Below are 17,018 nucleotides of genomic sequence, written 5' to 3' on the forward strand. Positions count from 1 at the left end.
TCGGCCCGGGAACCGGACTCGATTTTCGACAATGTCGGTGCGAAAATTTGAAGGCTAGAGCGCAATCGTCCAGCCGGACGCGCGCTGCTCTGGATCAAGCGGGGCATCGATGCTGCGATTCGTTTTCCGGCGGCTCCTGACCGCCATCCCGACGCTGTTCGTCATCGTGACTATAGCGTTCTTCCTGATACGCGTCGCGCCGGGCGGCCCGTTCAACCAGGAGCGGGGCCTGAGCCCCGAGATCAGGGCCAATCTCGAAGCCCAGTTCGGGCTCAACGACCCGCTCTGGCTGCAGTACCTCCATTATTTAGGCAATCTTCTGCGCGGCAATTTCGGCCCCAGCTACAACATGCCGGATTTCACCGTCGGCGAGTTGTTCAGGGAAGGCCTGCCGATCTCGATCCAACTTGGCGCTTCGGCGCTCGTTCTGGCGCTGCTCCTCGGCAGCGTGCTCGGCACTGTTGCCGCGCTCAACCAGAACAAGCTTGCCGACTATTCGGTGATCGCGCTGGCGACCGCCGGCAGCACCATACCAACCTTCGTCATCGCCCCGATAATCCAGCTTGTATTCGGATTGACCTGGAAGCTGCTGCCGATCGGCGGCTGGGGCGATGGAGCCCTCATCAACAAGGTCGGCCCGGTACTGACGCTCGCTCTGCCGCAGATCGCCATCGTTGCCCGCCTGATGCGCGGCTCGATGATCGAATCGCTGCACTCGCATCACATCCGCACCGCGCGCGCTCTCGGCCTGTCCGACTGGTCGGTCGTCGTCAAGCATGCGCTGCGCGGCGCCATCCTGCCGATCGTCTCCTTCACCGGTCCGGCAGCCGCAGCCCTTCTCACCGGCTCGGTCATCGTCGAGACCATCTTCTCTATCCCGGGCATCGGCCGCCATTTTGTCGTTGCTGCACTCAACCGCGACTACACGCTGGTGATGGGGACGGTGGTGGTCATCGCGCTCTTCACCATTGTCTTCAACCTGATCGTCGACGTCCTCTATGGGGTCGTCGATCCGAGGGTGCGCTATGACTGATATCGCAGTTGCCGCACCGGTCGTCGGCCGGTCCCTGTGGGGTGACGCCTGGGCGCGCCTCAAGGCAAATCGCGCGGCCATGTTCAGCCTCTATTATCTTGCCTTCATCGCCGTCATCAGCGTGTTTGGGCCCTCTTTCGTGCCGCACCAATACACCACCATCTATGCCGACTATGTCCGTACGCCGCCGAGCTTCTCCGCCTATCCGAAGGCCGACATGATCGAAGGCGCTCTCGATGAGGCGATCAGGCGTATGCGCGTCGACATCAAGGAGTGGCGGCAGGAGGGCAGCCGTGTGTTCGTTACCGTCAAATCGTCCAAGCCGATCGACGACCGCAACATTCGCTACCTTGATCGTTCCGATACCTTTGATGACACAAAGATCGAGAGCAAATCGCCGGACGGTCTCGAAATGGTGATGAGTGCCTCAATCAAGCAGCAATATTTCCTGTTCGGCACCGACAATACCGGCCGCGATCTCCTGTCCAGAACGCTGATGGCCGGGCGCATATCGCTGGCCATCGGCCTGCTTGCCGGCATTGTGGCCGTGGTCATCGGCGTGCTCTACGGCGCCACCGCCGGTCTTGCCGGCGGCAGGGTCGACGAGGTGATGATGCGTGTCGTCGACGTGCTTTATTCTTTGCCGTTCATCTTCTTCGTCATCATGCTGGTGGTGTTTTTCGGCAGGAACTTCGTGCTGATGTTCCTGGCGGTCGGCGCGGTGCTGTGGCTCGACATGGCGCGCATCGTGCGCGGACAAGCGCTGTCGATCCGCCGGCAGGAATATGTCCAGGCGGCGGAGGCGATGGGCGTCGGCCAGCGCGGCATTCTGCTGCGCCATGTGATCCCCAATTTGCTCGGGCCGGTGGTGATCTACATGACGCTGCTGGTGCCGCAGGTCATTATCCTGGAGAGTTTTTTGTCGTTCCTCGGGCTCGGCGTCCAGGAGCCGATGACCAGCTGGGGCGTGCTGATCTCGGTTGGCGCCCAGAACATCGGCTCGGCCAACTGGCTGCTTCTGTTCCCGGCCTTCTTTCTCGTCTCCACGCTGTTCGCGCTGAATTTCGTCGGAGATGGGCTGCGCGACGCGCTCGACCCGAAGGATCGTTGAGATGGCTGCTTCCGATACCATCCTCAGCGTCAAGGACCTTCGCGTCCGCTTCCGCACCCTCGACGGTGTGGTGGAGGCGGTGAAGGGCATCAATATCCACGTCAAATCAGGCGAAACCGTCGCCGTCGTCGGCGAATCCGGTTCCGGCAAGAGCCAGACGATGATGGCGGCGATGAGCCTGCTCGCCTCGAACGGCGAAGCCAGCGGCACAGTCGATTATCGCGGCCGCAATCTTTTGACCTTGAGCAAACCCGAGCTCAACAAGATCCGCGGCCGCAAGATCAGCATGATCTTCCAGGAGCCGATGACGTCGCTAGACCCGCTTTATTCGATCGGCAACCAGCTGATCGAGCCGATCCGCAAGCATCGCGGACTTGGCGCCGCCGCGGCGCGCGAGGAGGCGCTCAAGCTGCTGCGGCTGGTCCATATTCCCGATCCGGAGCGGCGGATGAAATCCTATCCGCACGAGTTGTCGGGCGGTCAGCGCCAGCGCGTCATGATCGCCATGGCGCTGGCCAACGACCCCGACATACTGATCGCCGACGAGCCGACGACCGCGCTCGACGTCACCATCCAGGCGCAGATCCTCATGCTGCTCGCCGAATTGCAGCGCAAGCTCGGCATGGCGATCGTCTTCATCACCCACGATCTCGGCATCGTCCGGCGCTTTGCCGATCGGGTCTATGTGATGCGCTATGGCGAGGTGGTCGAGGAGGGCGAGGCGGAAGCGATCTTCGCCAACCCGCAGCACGGCTACACCAAGATGCTACTTGCCGCCGAGCCGACCGGCACCAAGGCGCCGCCGCCTCCGAATGCCCCTGTCCTGCTTGAAGGCAGGAACGTCGAGGTGACCTTCAAGATCGGCGGCGGATTTCTTGGCGGCGAGCCGCTGCTGCTGCGCGCCGTCGATCACATTTCGATACGGCTGAAGCGCAACCAGACGATCGGCATCGTCGGCGAATCCGGCTCGGGAAAATCGACGCTCGGCCGCGCCTTGCTGCGGCTCCTGCCCAGCGACGGTATCATCCGGCTTGGTGACCGCGACATTTCCCACGCCGACCGCCAGGCGATGAGGCCGCTGCGGCGCGAATTGCAGCTGGTTTTCCAGGATCCGTTCGGCTCGCTGTCGCCACGCATGACCGTCGGCCAGATCATCACCGAGGGGCTCCTGGTCCATGAGCCCAATCTGTCGGGCAGGCAGCGCGATCTCCGCGCGGTCGATGCCTTGCTCGAAGTCGGGCTCGACCCGAACACGCGCAACCGCTATCCGCATGAATTCTCCGGCGGTCAGCGGCAGCGCATCGCCATCGCGCGCGCCATGATACTCAAGCCTAAAGTGGTGGTGCTGGACGAGCCGACCTCGGCGCTGGACCGCTCCGTGCAGAAGCAGATCGTCGAATTGCTACGCAAGCTGCAGGCCGACCACGAACTGTCCTATCTGTTCATCAGCCACGATCTCGCCGTTGTGCGCGCCATGGCCGACTACATCATCGTCATGAAACAGGGCAAGATCGTCGAGGAGGGGCCGGCCGAGGCGATCTTCAGCAATCCGCTGGCAACCTACACACAGACACTGATGGCCGCGGCCATCGATGTCACGCGATTTCGCCTGAGCGCATAGCCTTGCTGGCGATCCGCCACATGTCGACGTCGCACAGCACAGGCCACATGGCGCGGGTATAGCGAAGCACATTCGGGGTGACATCGTCGCCGAGCCCGGCTTCCACGCGGCAGGTGCGGAACGCCTTCTCGATGCGCTTTGTCGGTTCGCCCAGGCTGTCATGGACGACCGGCCCGCAGTCGCAATCAATACGCTTCCAGCGGCGCATATGGGCGATCAGCCGTGACGGCAGTCGCGTCGGCGGACGCCATTTCTTGCTTTTTTTCGCGTGCTGATCTTTGCAATAGAGCACGCCGCGGCCTAGGTCCGGCCAAGCTTCTGCGGCCTCGCCATCCCAATTGAGTTGCAGGATTGAACGATGTCGGCAGCCAGTGTAGAGCCCCACAATGATAAAGCGGCAGAGATGAGCGTACTGACCGTGCTTCCGGCGCAGCCGCAATGCCGCGCGCAGCAGTCCCGCTGCTTCCTCGCGCGTCAGCCAGCGCTCGCGCGCTGCTGGTTTGTCTGGTAAGGTGACGGACGGCTTCGGATCGAGACCGTATTCCTTGGCCCAAAAGTTGATCGCCGAGCGGAGGTCCTCAAGATCGCGACGCGGGCCTGATGTAAAGTCCTTGTCTCGCCACGCCGGGAGTAACGCACGGCGGGTCTCCATCGCCGCAGCGTTGAGCTTGGCGATTCGCTCACGCTCTACCCGATTGCGCTCGCGCGAACGGTGCTCGACATAGGCGCGGCAGCGATCTCCATTGATGTTGGCGACCGGCTCGGTGCCGAAGAATTCGTTCAGAAAACGCATCCTGGCGAGAAATTCCTTGCGACCGGCAATCTTGGCCTGGCGTGCTTCGGTATAGGCGGCGAGGATGTCACCGACAGTCAGGCGGCGGGCATCGGCCCTGGAGATCGGGCGCTGATATTTGCCTGCGGCGGCAGGCCCGAGTTGAGGGCGCAGCATACCTGAAGCGCTAGACACCGCTCCCGTGCGGGCATGATGATGGGTCGTCACAATGGTCCCCTTTTTTGCTCCGAAGTTGTTCGTCCTGCGGACGGGGATCACTAGAAGAGGCGACAAGACCGGCTTTGCAACAAGCAAAATGGGCGATAGTGCCGTGAGATGCAAAGACTTGCGAAAGGCGGCGCAGAATCGCGCCGGCTTGGCTTTCCCGCCGGACGACGAGTCTTGGTGCATTCCCGGAAGGTAGCTGACAGCCGCATCAAAATGGTGGCTCGGGTTATCCCATGTTCCGGTTGCAACTGAGGTGTAAATCTCACGCCGGCCTTCACGGGACGATTTGGCGTTTCGAAGCGGGGGAGGTTTCCGGTGCCTTGGAAATCTCGCTTTTTTCGGTGAGGAACATGCGTTAGCAATAGCCGCGATCCGATGCCACTGCGGGCACCGCGTAGCCTCTCCTCGGCCAAACCTCTTTTTGTCGAATGTACAGGCGCAACTTGGAAGAGCCCCTACGAGCCCTGAGCCATTGCCTCCCGGGTTGGACAATGTTTTTTCTGGTCGGAGTGGCAGGATTTGAACCTGCGACCCCATCGTCCCGAACGATGTGCGCTACCAGGCTGCGCTACACTCCGTGACCAGACCGCGGGCTTATAGCCGCCGAGTTTGGTTACTGCAAGCGCCAATGGCAGCGCTTCTGTCGCATTTCTTTCGCTTTCGCCGCCACGTCATACAGGTTTCAGTTTCCTGTCGCACAAACACGGCTTAAAGGGCATCTGGGTAACCGTCCACTTGCCTCGAAGCACCTGATTCAGCCGCCTGGAGTTTGCAGCCTTGTCGATGAAGATCGTTAGCGATGCCAGACCAAACACATTCGAGTTCGAAACCTCGGCGCTCATCATGCCGTCCGGGTTTCGCGAATATGATGCGCGCTGGTGGTTCGGCCATCCCGGCTCGAACGAAACGCCGGAACTCAATCTAATCGGCGTCCAGGCGCTCGGCATGGGGCTCGGCACGCTGATCCGTCGCCTGGGTGCCGGACCCGACATCGTCACCGGTCACGATTTCCGCTCCTATTCGCTTGCCATCAAGCTGGCGCTGGTTTCCGGGCTGATGGCGGCCGGCGCACGGGTCAAGGATGTCGGGCTTGCCCTGTCGCCGATGGCCTATTTCGCCCAGTTCGCGCTCGACACGCCGTCCGTCGCCATGGTCACTGCCTCACACAACGAGAATGGCTGGACCGGCGTCAAGATGGGCGCGGCGCGTCCGCTGACCTTCGGTCCGGAGGAGATGAGCGCGCTGAAGGCGATCGTGCTGTCAGGCGATTTCGACCTTGTCGGTGGTGGCTCCTACGCCTTCGTTGCGGATTTCCGCAAAACCTACCTTGACGATCTGACCGCGGGAAAGCGTATCTCCAGGAAGCTCAAGGTGGTGGCCGCCTGCGGCAACGGCACCGCCGGGGCTTTCGCTCCCGAGGCACTGGAAAGTATCGGCTGCGAGGTCATCCCGCTCGACGTCGAGCTCGATCATACGTTTCCCAATTACAATCCCAACCCCGAAGACATGCAGATGCTGCACGCCATTCGCGACAAGGTGCTGGAAACGGGCGCCGATGTCGGGCTAGGCTTCGACGGCGACGGCGATCGCTGCGGCGTGGTCGACAATGAAGGCAACGAGATCTTCGCCGACAAGGTCGGCGTCATGCTGGCGCGCGACATTTCGCACCTCTATCCCGGCTCGACTTTCGTCGTCGACGTCAAGTCGACCGGATTGTTCATGACTGACAAGGTGCTGCAGGAGAATGGCGCGGTCACCGACTATTGGAAGACCGGTCACTCCTATATCAAGCGGCGGGTGGCCGAACTCGGCGCCGTTGCTGGTTTTGAGAAATCGGGCCACTTCTTCTTCAATCCTCCGATCGGCCGCGGCTATGACGATGGCCTGGTCACGGCCATCGCCATCTGCCAGATGCTGGATCGCAGCCCGCAAAGCAGCATGGCTGACCTCTATCGCGATCTGCCGCTGACCTTTGGCACGCCGACCATGTCGCCACACTGCGCCGACGAGCTCAAATACGGCGTCGTCGAGCGCGTCGTAGGCGACTTTCGCAAGATGAAGGACGAGGGCACGGTCTTCGCCGGCCAGAAGATAGGCGAACTGATCACCGTCAACGGCGTCAGGGTCGTGGCGGAGGATGGTACATGGGGGTTGGTGCGGGCATCATCGAACAAGCCGGAGCTTGTGGTGGTGGTGGAGAGCCCGGTATCGTCCGAGCGGCGGCGGCAGATGTTCGAAGCCGTCGATGCGGTGCTGCGCCGCAGCCCCGAAGTCGGCGCCTACAATCAGACTTTTTGAACGCGGGGCTTGTTTTCATGATCGAACGGATCGTCAGTTTTGTGATGAGCGGCGGCGTCGGCTCGCGGCTGTGGCCGTTGTCGCGCGAGGACAATCCCAAGCAGTTCCATGATTTCTCGGGCGACGGCTCAATGCTGGCCAAGACGCTGCGCCGGCTGACCGCGCGCCCGGCAGGCGAAACGCCGGTTTTCCTGATTGCCTCGGAAAGGCACGCCGACCGCGTTCATGCCGACATTGCCGGTCACGAGCTTTCCGGCGGCGGCCCGCTGTTCGAGCCGACCGGACGCAACACCGCGGCGGCCGTCGCTTTGGCAAGCCTGCGCACGCTGTCGGAATTCGGCGACAGCCTGGTGCTGGTGGTGCCGTCCGATCATGAGATCGCGACGCCACAGCAATTCTGGCGGAGCATCGAGGCCGGCACGGCGGCCGCGCGCCAAGGCAGGCTGGTTGTGTTCGGCATCAAGCCCGCCCAACCCGAGACCGGTTACGGCTACATCGAGGTGGCCGGCGAGCGCGATGGCATCTGCGATGTCTCGCGTTTCGTCGAAAAACCCGATCTCGCCACGGCGCAGAGCTATCTCAAGGCTGGCAATTTCTACTGGAACACCGGCATCTTCCTGTTTCGCGCAAGTGCCATGCGCGACGCGTTCATGGCCTTCCAGCCCGACATCTGGAGCGCCACAGAGGCTGCCTACCAGGCTGCGACATCGGATCTTTCCGGCCTCTACATGCCTCTGGATCTCTATGCCGCCATCCCATCGACATCGATCGACTATGCGATCATGGAGCGCGCCAGCGGCATCGCCATGGTGCCGGCCGGCTTTCGCTGGAACGATCTCGGCTCCTGGCAATCGCTGCTCGACGTCGGCCCCTCCGACACGCAGGGCAATGTCATCGTCGGCGATGTCGTCGCCATCGATTGCGAGAACTCCTATATCCGCAGCGACGGCCGCCTGCTGTCGGCCATAGGCCTGAAGGACGTCGCCATCGTGTCGACCGCCGACGCCACTTTCGTTGCGCCGGTCAGTCACAGCCAGAACGTCAAGAAGATCGTCGAGCAGCTCGAAAAAAGCGGCCGCCTTGAGACCAGGTTCACGCCCGCCGACGACCGCGTCATCGAAAGCGGCGCCTGGCAGCGCCGCGTGCACCATTGGCTGTTCGAGGAGACGGTGCCCTTGTGGTCGACGGTCGGCGTCGATGAGCGCCACGGCGGGTTCCACGAGGCGCTCGGCTTCGATGCCGCCCCTCTGATGAAACCCAAGCGCATGCGCACGCAGGCCAGGCAGATCTACGCCTTCGCCGTCGCCAAGGCGCGCGGCTGGAACGGCCCGGCCGATCGGCTGATCAGCCACGGCCTCGAATTCATGGCCAGGCACGGACGTACCGACAATGGCGGCTGGGTACGCACGCTCAACGTCGACGGCACCGTCGCCGACGCCGCCGAGGATGCCTATGACCATTCCTGCGTGCTCCTGGCGCTGGCGCATGCCCATATGTGCGGCAATCCCGATGCGTTGCGGCTTGGCCAGGAGACCTTTGCGTTCATCGACGCGCATCTCGAGGACGAACGCCTGACCGGCTTCCGCGAGACCTCGAGCGGCGAGGGCGAGCGCCGCTCCAACCCGCACATGCATCTGCTCGAGGCATTCCTGGCCTGGCATCAGGCGACCGGCGAGCGCGCCCATCTTCGTCGCGCCGCGCGCATCGTCGATCTGTTTCGCAGCCATTTCTTCGACCCGGAAAGCTGGACGCTGGGTGAGTATTTCGACCATGAATGGCGGCCGACCCCTGGTGAGAAGGGCACGTGGACCGAACCCGGCCATCATTTCGAATGGGCCTCGCTGCTGGTCGACTTCGCCGGCCGCAGCGGCCAGAGCGGCTTGACCGGCCTTGCGCGGAAGCTCTACGCGTCGGCGATCGCCAATGGCCTGAACCGCGCCACGGGCCTCGCCTACGGCGCCGTCTCGCGGCAAGGCCTGCCGCTCGACCGCGTCTCGCGCAGCTGGCCGCAGGCCGAAGCGATCAAGGCGGCGATCGCGCTGGACGGTTCGGGCGGTCCCGACCTGAAGCCGGAGATCGAGGCACGGGTCGGCCGGCTGTTCCGCTGGCACATCAATCCGGCGCCGCTCGGCCTGTGGATCGACCGCATCGACGAGCGTGGCCGCTCCTTGGCGAGCGAGGTGCCGGCCAGCATCTTCTATCATCTCGTCTGCGCGCTGACGCAGTATCTGGACGGCACGGCGCCCAAGGATCAGTACGGGCTGGCGACATCCCCGGTCTCGACATAGACCGACTTCAGCTGCGAATAGAGCGCCAGTGCCGCGAGCGAATTCTCGCGGCCGATGCCGGATTGCTTGAAGCCGCCGAAGGGGATTTCGACCGGCGTCAGATTGTAGGCGTTGATCCAGCAGGTGCCGGCCTGCAGTTCGGCGATGACACGATGGGCGCGCGCCAGGTCTCGCGTGAACACGCCTGCGGCGAGGCCGAATTCGGTGTCGTTGGCGCGCTCGATCACCTCGTCCTCGCTGTCAAACTTCAGCACGCTCATAACCGGCCCGAAAATCTCCTCGCGGGCGATGCGCATCGTGTCGGTGACACCGGTGAACACCGTCGGCTCGACGAAGAAGCCATCCTGGAAACCCTGCAGCGAAGGCACATTGCCGCCGCAGGCGAGCACCGCGCCATCCTGCTTGCCGGCCTCTATGTATGAGACGACCTTGTCGTGTTGCGCCTTCGAGACCAGCGGCCCCATCTGCGTGTCCGGATCGAGCGGATCGCCGATGCGGATTTTCTTCGTCCGTTCGGTCAGCCTCTCGACGAAACGGTCATGGATGCCGCTCTGCACGAAGACCCGCGTGCCGTTGGAGCAGATCTGGCCGGTCGAATAGAAATTGCCGAGCATCGCGCCGCCGATGGCATTTTCGAGGTCGGCGTCTTCGAAGACGATCAGCGGCGACTTGCCGCCGAGCTCCATCGTCGCGTGCTTCATCTTTGAGCCGGCGAGCGACAGCACTTTGCGGCCGGTTGGCACCGAGCCGGTCACCGAGACCTTGGCGACGACATTGTGGCCGACAAGGCCGGCGCCGACATCGCCAAAACCCTGCACCACGTTGAACAGCCCGTCGGGCAGCCCGGCCTCGGTATAGATTTCGGCGAGCGCCAGCGCTGATAGCGGCGTGTTTTCCGATGGTTTGAAAACCATCGCATTGCCCATGGCGAGGGCGGGTGCGGATTTCCAGCCGGCGATCTGGATCGGATAGTTCCAGGCGCCGATGCCGACGCAAACGCCGAGCGCCTCGCGCCTGGTATAGGCAAAGGGTCCGCCGAGATCCACGGCCTCGCCATTAAAGGCGGCGACCGCGCCGCCGAAATATTCCAGGCAGTCGGCCGCCGACGGGGCGTCCGCAACCAGCGTCTCCTGGATAGGCTTACCGGTATCCAGCGTCTCGATGCGCGCCAGATCGGCATTGCGCGCGCGCAAAATGTCGGCGGCGCGGCGCAGGATGCGGCCGCGTTCGACCGCCTTCAGCCGCGCCCAGGCCGGTTGTGCTGCACGCGCCGCCTCGATCGCGAGCTCCAGCACGTTCGGCGTCGCCGAGCGCAGCATGGCGATGGTCTCGCCGGTTGCCGGATAGATAACCGGCAGCGCTGAGCCGCGCTCGTCGTCGATATAGCGGCCGTTGACATAATGCGATGCCGTTGGCTGGGCGCGCATGACTGTTCTCCAAATCGTCTTGTCGCGGCATGCGGAATATGCGTCCGCCGGATCATGGCCTATCTGTCCGACACCTGCCAGCGCGGATTGATCCATGGTTCCTGGTTGGAAGGTGGCAGCGGCGTACGCCCGAGAATGTGGTCGGCGGCCTTCTCGCCGGTCATGATCGACGGAGCGTTGAGATTGCCATTGGTGACGCGCGGGAAGATCGAGGAATCGGCGACCCGAAGCCCTTCGACGCCAATGACGCGGCATTCTGGATCGACGACGCTCATCGCATCGTCGGCACGGCCCATCTTGCAGGTGCCGCACGGGTGATAGGCGCTTTCGACGTGGTCGCGGATGAAGGCGTCGAGCTCCTCATCCGATTGCACATGTGAACCTGGCGACAGTTCCTTGCCGCGGTACGAATCGAAGGCCGCCTGCCCGAAGATCTCGCGGGTCAGCCGGATGCAGTGGCGGAACTCCGTCCAGTCGTCCGGATGCGACATGTAGTTGAAGCGGATCACCGGCTTCGATTTGGGATCGGGCGAGCGCAGCGTGACCGAACCGCGCGACTTCGACCGCATCGGCCCGACATGCGCCTGGAAGCCGTGCGCCTTGGCCGCCGCCTTGCCGTCATAGCGGACCGCGGCCGGGATGAAATGATACTGGATATCGGGATAGTCGACGCCGGCGCGCGAGCGTACGAAGGCGGCCGCCTCGAAATGATTGGTGGCGCCGAGGCCGGACTTGAAGAACAGCCATTGTGCCCCGATCAGCGCCTTCGAGAACGGGTTCAAGACGGAGTTCAGCGTGATCGGCTTTGTCGATTCCTGCTGGATGTAAAGTTCCATATGGTCCTGCAGATTGCGGCCGACTCCGGGCCGGTCGGCGATCACCGGGATGCCGTTCTCCCTAAGGTGCTGGCCGGGGCCGATGCCGGACAGCATCAGGATCTTGGGCGAGTTGATCGAGGACGCGGCAACGATCACCTCGCGCCGCGCTCTGACCATCTGAATCCGTTTGCGCACTTCGATCTCGACGCCGGTGGCGCGTTGATTCTCGATAATTACCCGCCGGGCGAAACCCTTGACCAGGCTGACATTTTTCCGCCTCAGCGCCGGCCTCAGATAGGCGCTCGCGGCCGACCAGCGACGGCCGCCGCGGATGGTCTGCTCCATCGGCCCAAAGCCTTCCTGCTTCGCGCCGTTATAGTCGTCGGTCAGCTCGAAACCGGCCTGACGGCCTGCCTCGACGAAGGCGCCGTAGAGTGGGTTCGTCCTCGAGCCGCGCTGCACAGTCAGCGGGCCGCCGTGGCCGCGCCAGCCATTCTCGCCGCCATTGCTGTCCTCCATGCGCTTGAAGTACGGGAGCACATCGGCAAAGCCCCAGCCGGTCGCGCCCTGTTCGGCCCAATGGTCGAAGTCGCGGGCATGGCCGCGCACATAGACCATGCCGTTAATCGAGGATGAGCCTCCGATGACTTTGCCGCGCGGCGTCGCCAGCACGCGGCCGCCGAGATGCGGCTCCGGCTCGCTGGCGAAGCCCCAGTCGTAAAGGCTCATATTGAGCGGGATCGACAGCGCCGACGGCATCTGGATCAGCGGCCCGATATCGCTGCCGCCATATTCGATGACGATCACCGAATGCTTGCCGTCCTCCGACAGCCGGTAGGCCATGGCCGAGCCGGCCGAGCCGGAGCCGATGATGACGAAATCCGCTTCAAGCATGGTTCATGCGCGCCCGTGGTTCATATGCGCAATGAAATCGGCCAGCGAGACGTTGCCGCCGGTTGCCATCACCAGAACGGTCTTGCCGGTTATGTCGACCTTGCCGCCGAGCACCGCCGCCAGCGAGGCAGCGCCGGATGGCTCGAGCACCAGCTTCAGCCGCTCGAAGGCGAGGCGCATGGCGCGCCGCACCGAAGCATCGTCGACGGTGACGCCGCGAACGCCGGCGGCCTTCACCGCTGCGAACGGCGCGTCGCCGGGCCGCCGCGACATCAGCCCGTCGCAGATCGATTTCGGTCCGATCGGCATGGTTTCGATGGCGCCATGCGCGAGCGACGAGCCCATGCCGTCAAAACCTTCCGGCTCGACGCCGATGATCTCCGTGGCGGGCGACAGATAGTGGAAGGCCAGCGAAACGCCACCGATCAGCCCGCCACCGCCGACCGAACAGAACAAGCCATCGGCCTCCACTTGCCTGGCGGCGAGCTGGTCGAGTGCCTCCAGTCCGGCGCCGGCCTGGCCGGCGACGATCTCCGGATCGTCGAACGGGTGCAGCAGCGCCAAGCCATCGCTCGCGGCGATCTCACGCGCTCTGGCGGCGGCGACTTCCTCACGCGCGCGTTCGCCATGGTCAGTCAGCACCACGCGCGCGCCATACCCTGACGTGGCATCGCGTTTGGCGGCCGGCGCGTCGATCGGCATGACGATGGTGACGGGAATGCCAAGGGCTTGGCCAGCCGCCGCTAGCCCCTGCGCAAAATTGCCGGAGGAGTAGGCGACGACGCCCTTTTTGGTTTCGTCAGGCGAGAGCTTCTTCAGCCGCCAGTAGGCGCCGCGCACCTTGAACGATCCTGCCCATTGCAGCGATTCGGCCTTGACGAAGACGCGGGCGGCGCCGGTCTCGCGGGCAAGTGCCGCCGATTCCAGGAGCGGCGTGACCTGCGTCGCCTTGGAGGTGACGGCATAGGCCTGCCTGAGATGGTCGAGCGAGGGGACGAGACTATCTGCCATCATTCGCCTCGCGGAAAGCGCTTCTGCTCTTCGAGCAGGTCGAGGTTCATGTGGTTGCGCATGTAGCGCTCCGATGCCTTCTGCAGCGGCTGGAATTCCCAGGGATAATGGGTGCCGTTGCGCAGCGCCGGGTAGACCACCCAGCGGCGTGCCTGGCTGGCACGCACCGCTGCATCGAACGCCGCCATGTCCCAGCGCGCCCGCACCTTGTCGGAGAAAGCGGTCACCAAAGCCGCATTGGCCGGATCGGCGGCGAGGTTGGTCGATTCCAGCGGATCCGATTCAAGATCAAACAGTTGCGGCGGATCGATCTCGCAATGGATGAATTTGTAACGGCCCTCGCGCAGCGCCACCATCGGCGCGTTCGAGCCTTCGGCGGCATATTCCATCAGCACCGGCGCGGAGCGCTTCTTTCCATTCAGCAGCGGCAGCAGCGACTGGCCGTCGGTCCACGGCGCAATCGCGCTGATGTCGATGCCGGCGAGGTCGCAAAGCGTCGGCGTCACGTCGAGGTTGGAGACCGGCGTGTCGATCAGCCCGGCGGCGATGCCTTTGCCGGCGATCATCAGCGGCACCCGCGCCGAACCTTCGAAGAAGCACATCTTGAACCACAGGCCGCGCTCGCCGAGCATGTCGCCGTGATCCGAGCAGAACAGGATGATCGTGTCGTCGAGCATGCGCGTGCGCTCGAGCACCGACAGCAGCTCGCCGAGCTTGTCGTCGAGATATGAGATGTTGGCGAAATAGCCGCGCCGTGCGCGGCGTATCTGCTCAGCGGTGATGTCGAACCTGTCATAGTCGCTGGCGCGGTAGAGCCGCTGCGAATGCGGGTCCTGCCTGTCGTAAGGAATGAAGCCGACCTCAGGCTCGAGCGCCGGGCAATCCTCGTAGAGGTCCCAGTATTGCCGCCGTGCGACGTAAGGATCGTGCGGATGGGTGAAAGAAACCGTCAAGCACCAGGGCCGATGTGCGGCATCGTCGGAGACGCGGGCAAAATCATAAAGCTTCTGCACGGCATGGAAGGCGACCTCGTCGTCATATTCCAGCTGGTTGGTGATCTCAGCAGTACCGGCGCCGCTGACGGAGCCGAGATTGTGATACCACCAGTCGATGCGCTCGCCGGGTTTGCGATAGTCGGGCGTCCAGCCGAAATCGGCCGGATAGATGTCGGTGGTCAGCCGCTCCTCGAAACCGTGCAATTGGTCCGGCCCGACGAAATGCATCTTGCCGGAGAGGCAGGTGTGATAACCGGCGGCGCGCAGATGATGGGCAAAGGTCGGGATCGAAGACGCGAATTCGGCGGCGTTGTCATAGACCCCGGTGCGTGACGGCAACTGGCCGCTCATGAATGCGGCGCGGCCCGGCGCGCAGAGCGGCGAGGCCGTGTAATTGTTGCAAAAACGCGCCGAACGCGCGGCGAGCGCCTTCAGATGCGGCGCGTGCAGGAAGTCCGCCGGCCCATCCGGAAACAGCGTTCCGTTGAGCTGATCGACCATGACGATCAGGATGTTGGGTCGCTTGGATGTCACTGCTTCTGCCGTCCGCTGAGCTTCGTTTCGAGATAGTCCTCGACCAGTGCGATCGCGGTCGCGGCATCGGGAACACCGTCTTTCAGCGCGCGCCTGATATAGAGCCCGTCGATCAGCGCCGCCGTCGCTTCGGCGACTCGGTCGGCCTCGCTTCTCGGCAGGATCCCGGCCAGCCCGCTGAGCAGATTGGAATGCAGCCGCCGCGCATAGACCTTGAGCAGCCGTCGAAGCGCTGCCGATTTCTGCGCCTCGACATAGAAGGCGAGCCAGGCGGCGATCGTTTCGGGCTGGAACTGGATGTCGGAGAAATTGACCGCGACCACCGCCGAGACGCGCTGGCGCGCCGTGCCGGCCGCGCGAAGTGCACGGCGCGTATCGGCGGTGAGCTCGCTCAGGATGTGCCGCATCGTCGCCAACAGCAATTCGTCCTTGACGCCGAAATAATGGTGGGCAAGCGCCGAGGACACGCCGGCGCGCCCGGCGATTTCCGACATCGTCACATCAAGCGAACCGCGCTCGCCGATCGCCGAGATCGTTGCATCGATTAGCGCCCTGCGGCGCAACGGCTCCATTCCGAGTTTCGGCATTCTTGCTCCGGCCTGTTGGGGCAAGATTATTTTTTATTGACGCATCAATCAACAAAAATCCGGCCTGATTTGCTGGCAAAAGCCAGGCACTATGACCAGATGATCAAGATCAAGCGATTGTGCGGTTCTGGCCCCTTCACGAAGCCGGCGGAACGGTTCATGCTTGAACAATGCTGAGGCGCGCTGCAAGTATCGCGTAGCCCGGGTCCACAGGATGGAGATCGCCATGACAGCATGCATCGTCGGTTGGGCGCATTCGCGCTTCGGCAAGCTCGAAGGCGAGACGCTGGAGGGCCTGATCACCAAGGTGGCAGTCGAGGCGCTCGATCATGCCGGCATCGGTCCGGATGACGTCGACGAGATCGTGCTCGGCCACTTCAACGCCGGGTTTTCCGCCCAGGATTTCACCGCGAGCCTGGTCCTCCAGGCAGACGACCGGCTGCGCTTCAAGCCTGCGACCCGCGTCGAGAACGCCTGCGCCACCGGCTCGGCGGCGGTCAGGCAAGGCATCCGCGCCATCGACGCCAATGCCGCCCGTATCGTGCTGGTGGTCGGCGCCGAGCAGATGACGACGACGCCCGGTCCCGAGATCGGCAAGAACCTGCTCAAGGCCTCGTATCTGCCGGAGGACGGCAACACGCCGGCAGGTTTCGCCGGCGTCTTCGGCAAGATCGCCCAAGCCTATTTCCAGCGCTACGGCGACCAGTCGGATGCGCTGGCGATGATCGCCGCCAAAAACCACAAGAACGGCGTCGACAATCCCTACGCGCAGATGCGCAAGGATTTCGGCTACGAGTTCTGCCGGCAGGAAAGCGAAAAAAACCCCTTCGTCGCCGGTCCGCTGAAGCGCACAGACTGCTCGCTGGTGTCGGACGGTGCCGCCGCGCTTGTCCTTGCCGACACGGCCACGGCGCTGAAGATGCGCCGCGCCGTCGCCTTCCGCGCCAACGAGCATGTGCAGGATTTCCTGCCGATGTCGAAGCGCGACATTCTCGCCTTCGAAGGCTGCGAGCAGGCCTGGAACCAGGCGCTGAAGCAGGCGGGCGTGACGCTCGGCGACCTGTCCTTCGTCGAGACGCATGACTGTTTCACCATCGCCGAACTGATCGAGTATGAGGCGATGGGCCTGGCAAAGCCGGGCGAGGGCGCCAAGCTGGCCCTGGATGGCGAGACGGCGAAAAATGGAAGGCTGCCGGTCAATCCGTCCGGTGGACTGAAGGCCAAGGGCCACCCGATCGGTGCCACCGGCGTATCGATGCATGTGCTGAGCGCCATGCAGCTTGTCGGCGAGGCGGGCGGCATCCAGGTGCCGGGAGCAAAACTCGGCGGCATCTTCAACATGGGCGGTGCCGCGGTCGCCAACTACGTTTCCATTCTCGACCGGATCAGATAAACCCGCCC

Annotated in this window: 12 protein-coding genes and 1 tRNA gene; 6 read left to right on the top strand and 7 right to left on the bottom strand. The window is 63.5% G+C overall.

The window, feature by feature from the left end; all coding sequences use genetic code 11:
• Positions 1-109 precede the first annotated feature (109 nt).
• Genes NKI41_RS15460 through NKI41_RS15470 form a run of 3 tightly spaced genes read left to right on the top strand, consistent with a single transcriptional unit; the run spans position 110 to position 3,765 of the window.
• Positions 110-1,033 carry an ABC transporter permease subunit gene (locus tag NKI41_RS15460; RefSeq protein WP_352470962.1) on the top strand — a complete coding sequence of 308 codons (924 nt, stop codon included), beginning with the start codon at positions 110-112 and terminating at the stop codon, positions 1,031-1,033.
• Positions 1,026-2,144, top strand: a complete 1,119-nt coding sequence (locus NKI41_RS15465) for an ABC transporter permease (protein WP_352614908.1) — start codon at positions 1,026-1,028, stop codon at positions 2,142-2,144. Before NKI41_RS15460 ends, NKI41_RS15465 begins: the two co-directional genes overlap by 8 nt.
• A gap of 1 nt (position 2,145) precedes the next feature.
• The gene (locus NKI41_RS15470) at positions 2,146-3,765 is read left to right on the top strand and encodes an ABC transporter ATP-binding protein (protein WP_352683819.1); all 1,620 of its coding nucleotides are present in this window, start codon (positions 2,146-2,148) and stop codon (positions 3,763-3,765) included.
• On the opposite strand, the gene NKI41_RS15475 is transcribed toward NKI41_RS15470, so the two are convergent.
• Together NKI41_RS15475 and NKI41_RS15480 are read right to left on the bottom strand one after the other, a co-directional pair.
• On the bottom strand, positions 3,740-4,816 hold the full coding sequence (locus tag NKI41_RS15475) for a site-specific integrase (RefSeq protein ID WP_352683821.1): 1,077 nt from the start codon (positions 4,814-4,816) through the stop codon (positions 3,740-3,742). The genes NKI41_RS15470 and NKI41_RS15475 overlap by 26 nt on opposite strands.
• Positions 4,817-5,266: 450 nt before the next feature.
• Positions 5,267-5,343, bottom strand: a tRNA-Pro gene (locus NKI41_RS15480).
• A gap of 205 nt (positions 5,344-5,548) precedes the next feature.
• Between NKI41_RS15480 and NKI41_RS15485 the strand changes: the two genes are divergently transcribed.
• Together NKI41_RS15485 and NKI41_RS15490 are read left to right on the top strand one after the other, a co-directional pair.
• Positions 5,549-7,063, top strand: a complete 1,515-nt coding sequence (locus NKI41_RS15485) for a phosphomannomutase/phosphoglucomutase (protein ID WP_502901209.1) — start codon at positions 5,549-5,551, stop codon at positions 7,061-7,063.
• Between the two features lie 17 nt (positions 7,064-7,080).
• Entirely contained in the window at positions 7,081-9,351 is a 2,271-nt protein-coding gene (locus NKI41_RS15490) for an AGE family epimerase/isomerase (RefSeq protein WP_352614914.1), read from the top strand.
• Here NKI41_RS15490 and betB read toward each other — a convergent pair.
• From betB to betI, 5 genes are read right to left on the bottom strand one after another with little or no spacing between them, the layout of a single operon-like run.
• Positions 9,315-10,778 carry a betaine-aldehyde dehydrogenase gene (gene betB, locus NKI41_RS15495; RefSeq protein ID WP_352540730.1) on the bottom strand — a complete coding sequence of 488 codons (1,464 nt, stop codon included), beginning with the start codon at positions 10,776-10,778 and terminating at the stop codon, positions 9,315-9,317. The genes NKI41_RS15490 and betB overlap by 37 nt on opposite strands.
• A 59-nt stretch (positions 10,779-10,837) precedes the next feature.
• Positions 10,838-12,490, bottom strand: a complete 1,653-nt coding sequence (betA, locus tag NKI41_RS15500) for a choline dehydrogenase (RefSeq protein ID WP_352470968.1) — start codon at positions 12,488-12,490, stop codon at positions 10,838-10,840.
• Between the two features lie 3 nt (positions 12,491-12,493).
• Positions 12,494-13,501 carry a threonine/serine dehydratase family protein gene (locus tag NKI41_RS15505; protein ID WP_502901210.1) on the bottom strand — a complete coding sequence of 336 codons (1,008 nt, stop codon included), beginning with the start codon at positions 13,499-13,501 and terminating at the stop codon, positions 12,494-12,496.
• Positions 13,501-15,030 (bottom strand): choline-sulfatase, encoded by a 1,530-nt coding sequence (gene betC / locus NKI41_RS15510; RefSeq protein ID WP_352470970.1) that lies wholly within the window; start codon positions 15,028-15,030, stop codon positions 13,501-13,503. The genes NKI41_RS15505 and betC overlap by 1 nt, the downstream gene beginning before the upstream one ends.
• The gene (betI, locus tag NKI41_RS15515) at positions 15,027-15,617 is read right to left on the bottom strand and encodes a transcriptional regulator BetI (protein WP_352454288.1); all 591 of its coding nucleotides are present in this window, start codon (positions 15,615-15,617) and stop codon (positions 15,027-15,029) included. Before betI ends, betC begins: the two co-directional genes overlap by 4 nt.
• A gap of 226 nt (positions 15,618-15,843) precedes the next feature.
• Here betI and NKI41_RS15520 point away from each other — a divergent pair, with 226 nt between their 5' ends.
• Complete coding sequence (locus tag NKI41_RS15520; RefSeq protein ID WP_352540731.1) at positions 15,844-17,010, top strand: acetyl-CoA acetyltransferase; 1,167 nt, start codon at positions 15,844-15,846, stop codon at positions 17,008-17,010.
• Positions 17,011-17,018 lie beyond the last annotated feature (8 nt).

The organism is Mesorhizobium sp. M0601 (assembly GCF_040320845.1).
Taxonomy (GTDB): domain Bacteria; phylum Pseudomonadota; class Alphaproteobacteria; order Rhizobiales; family Rhizobiaceae; genus Mesorhizobium.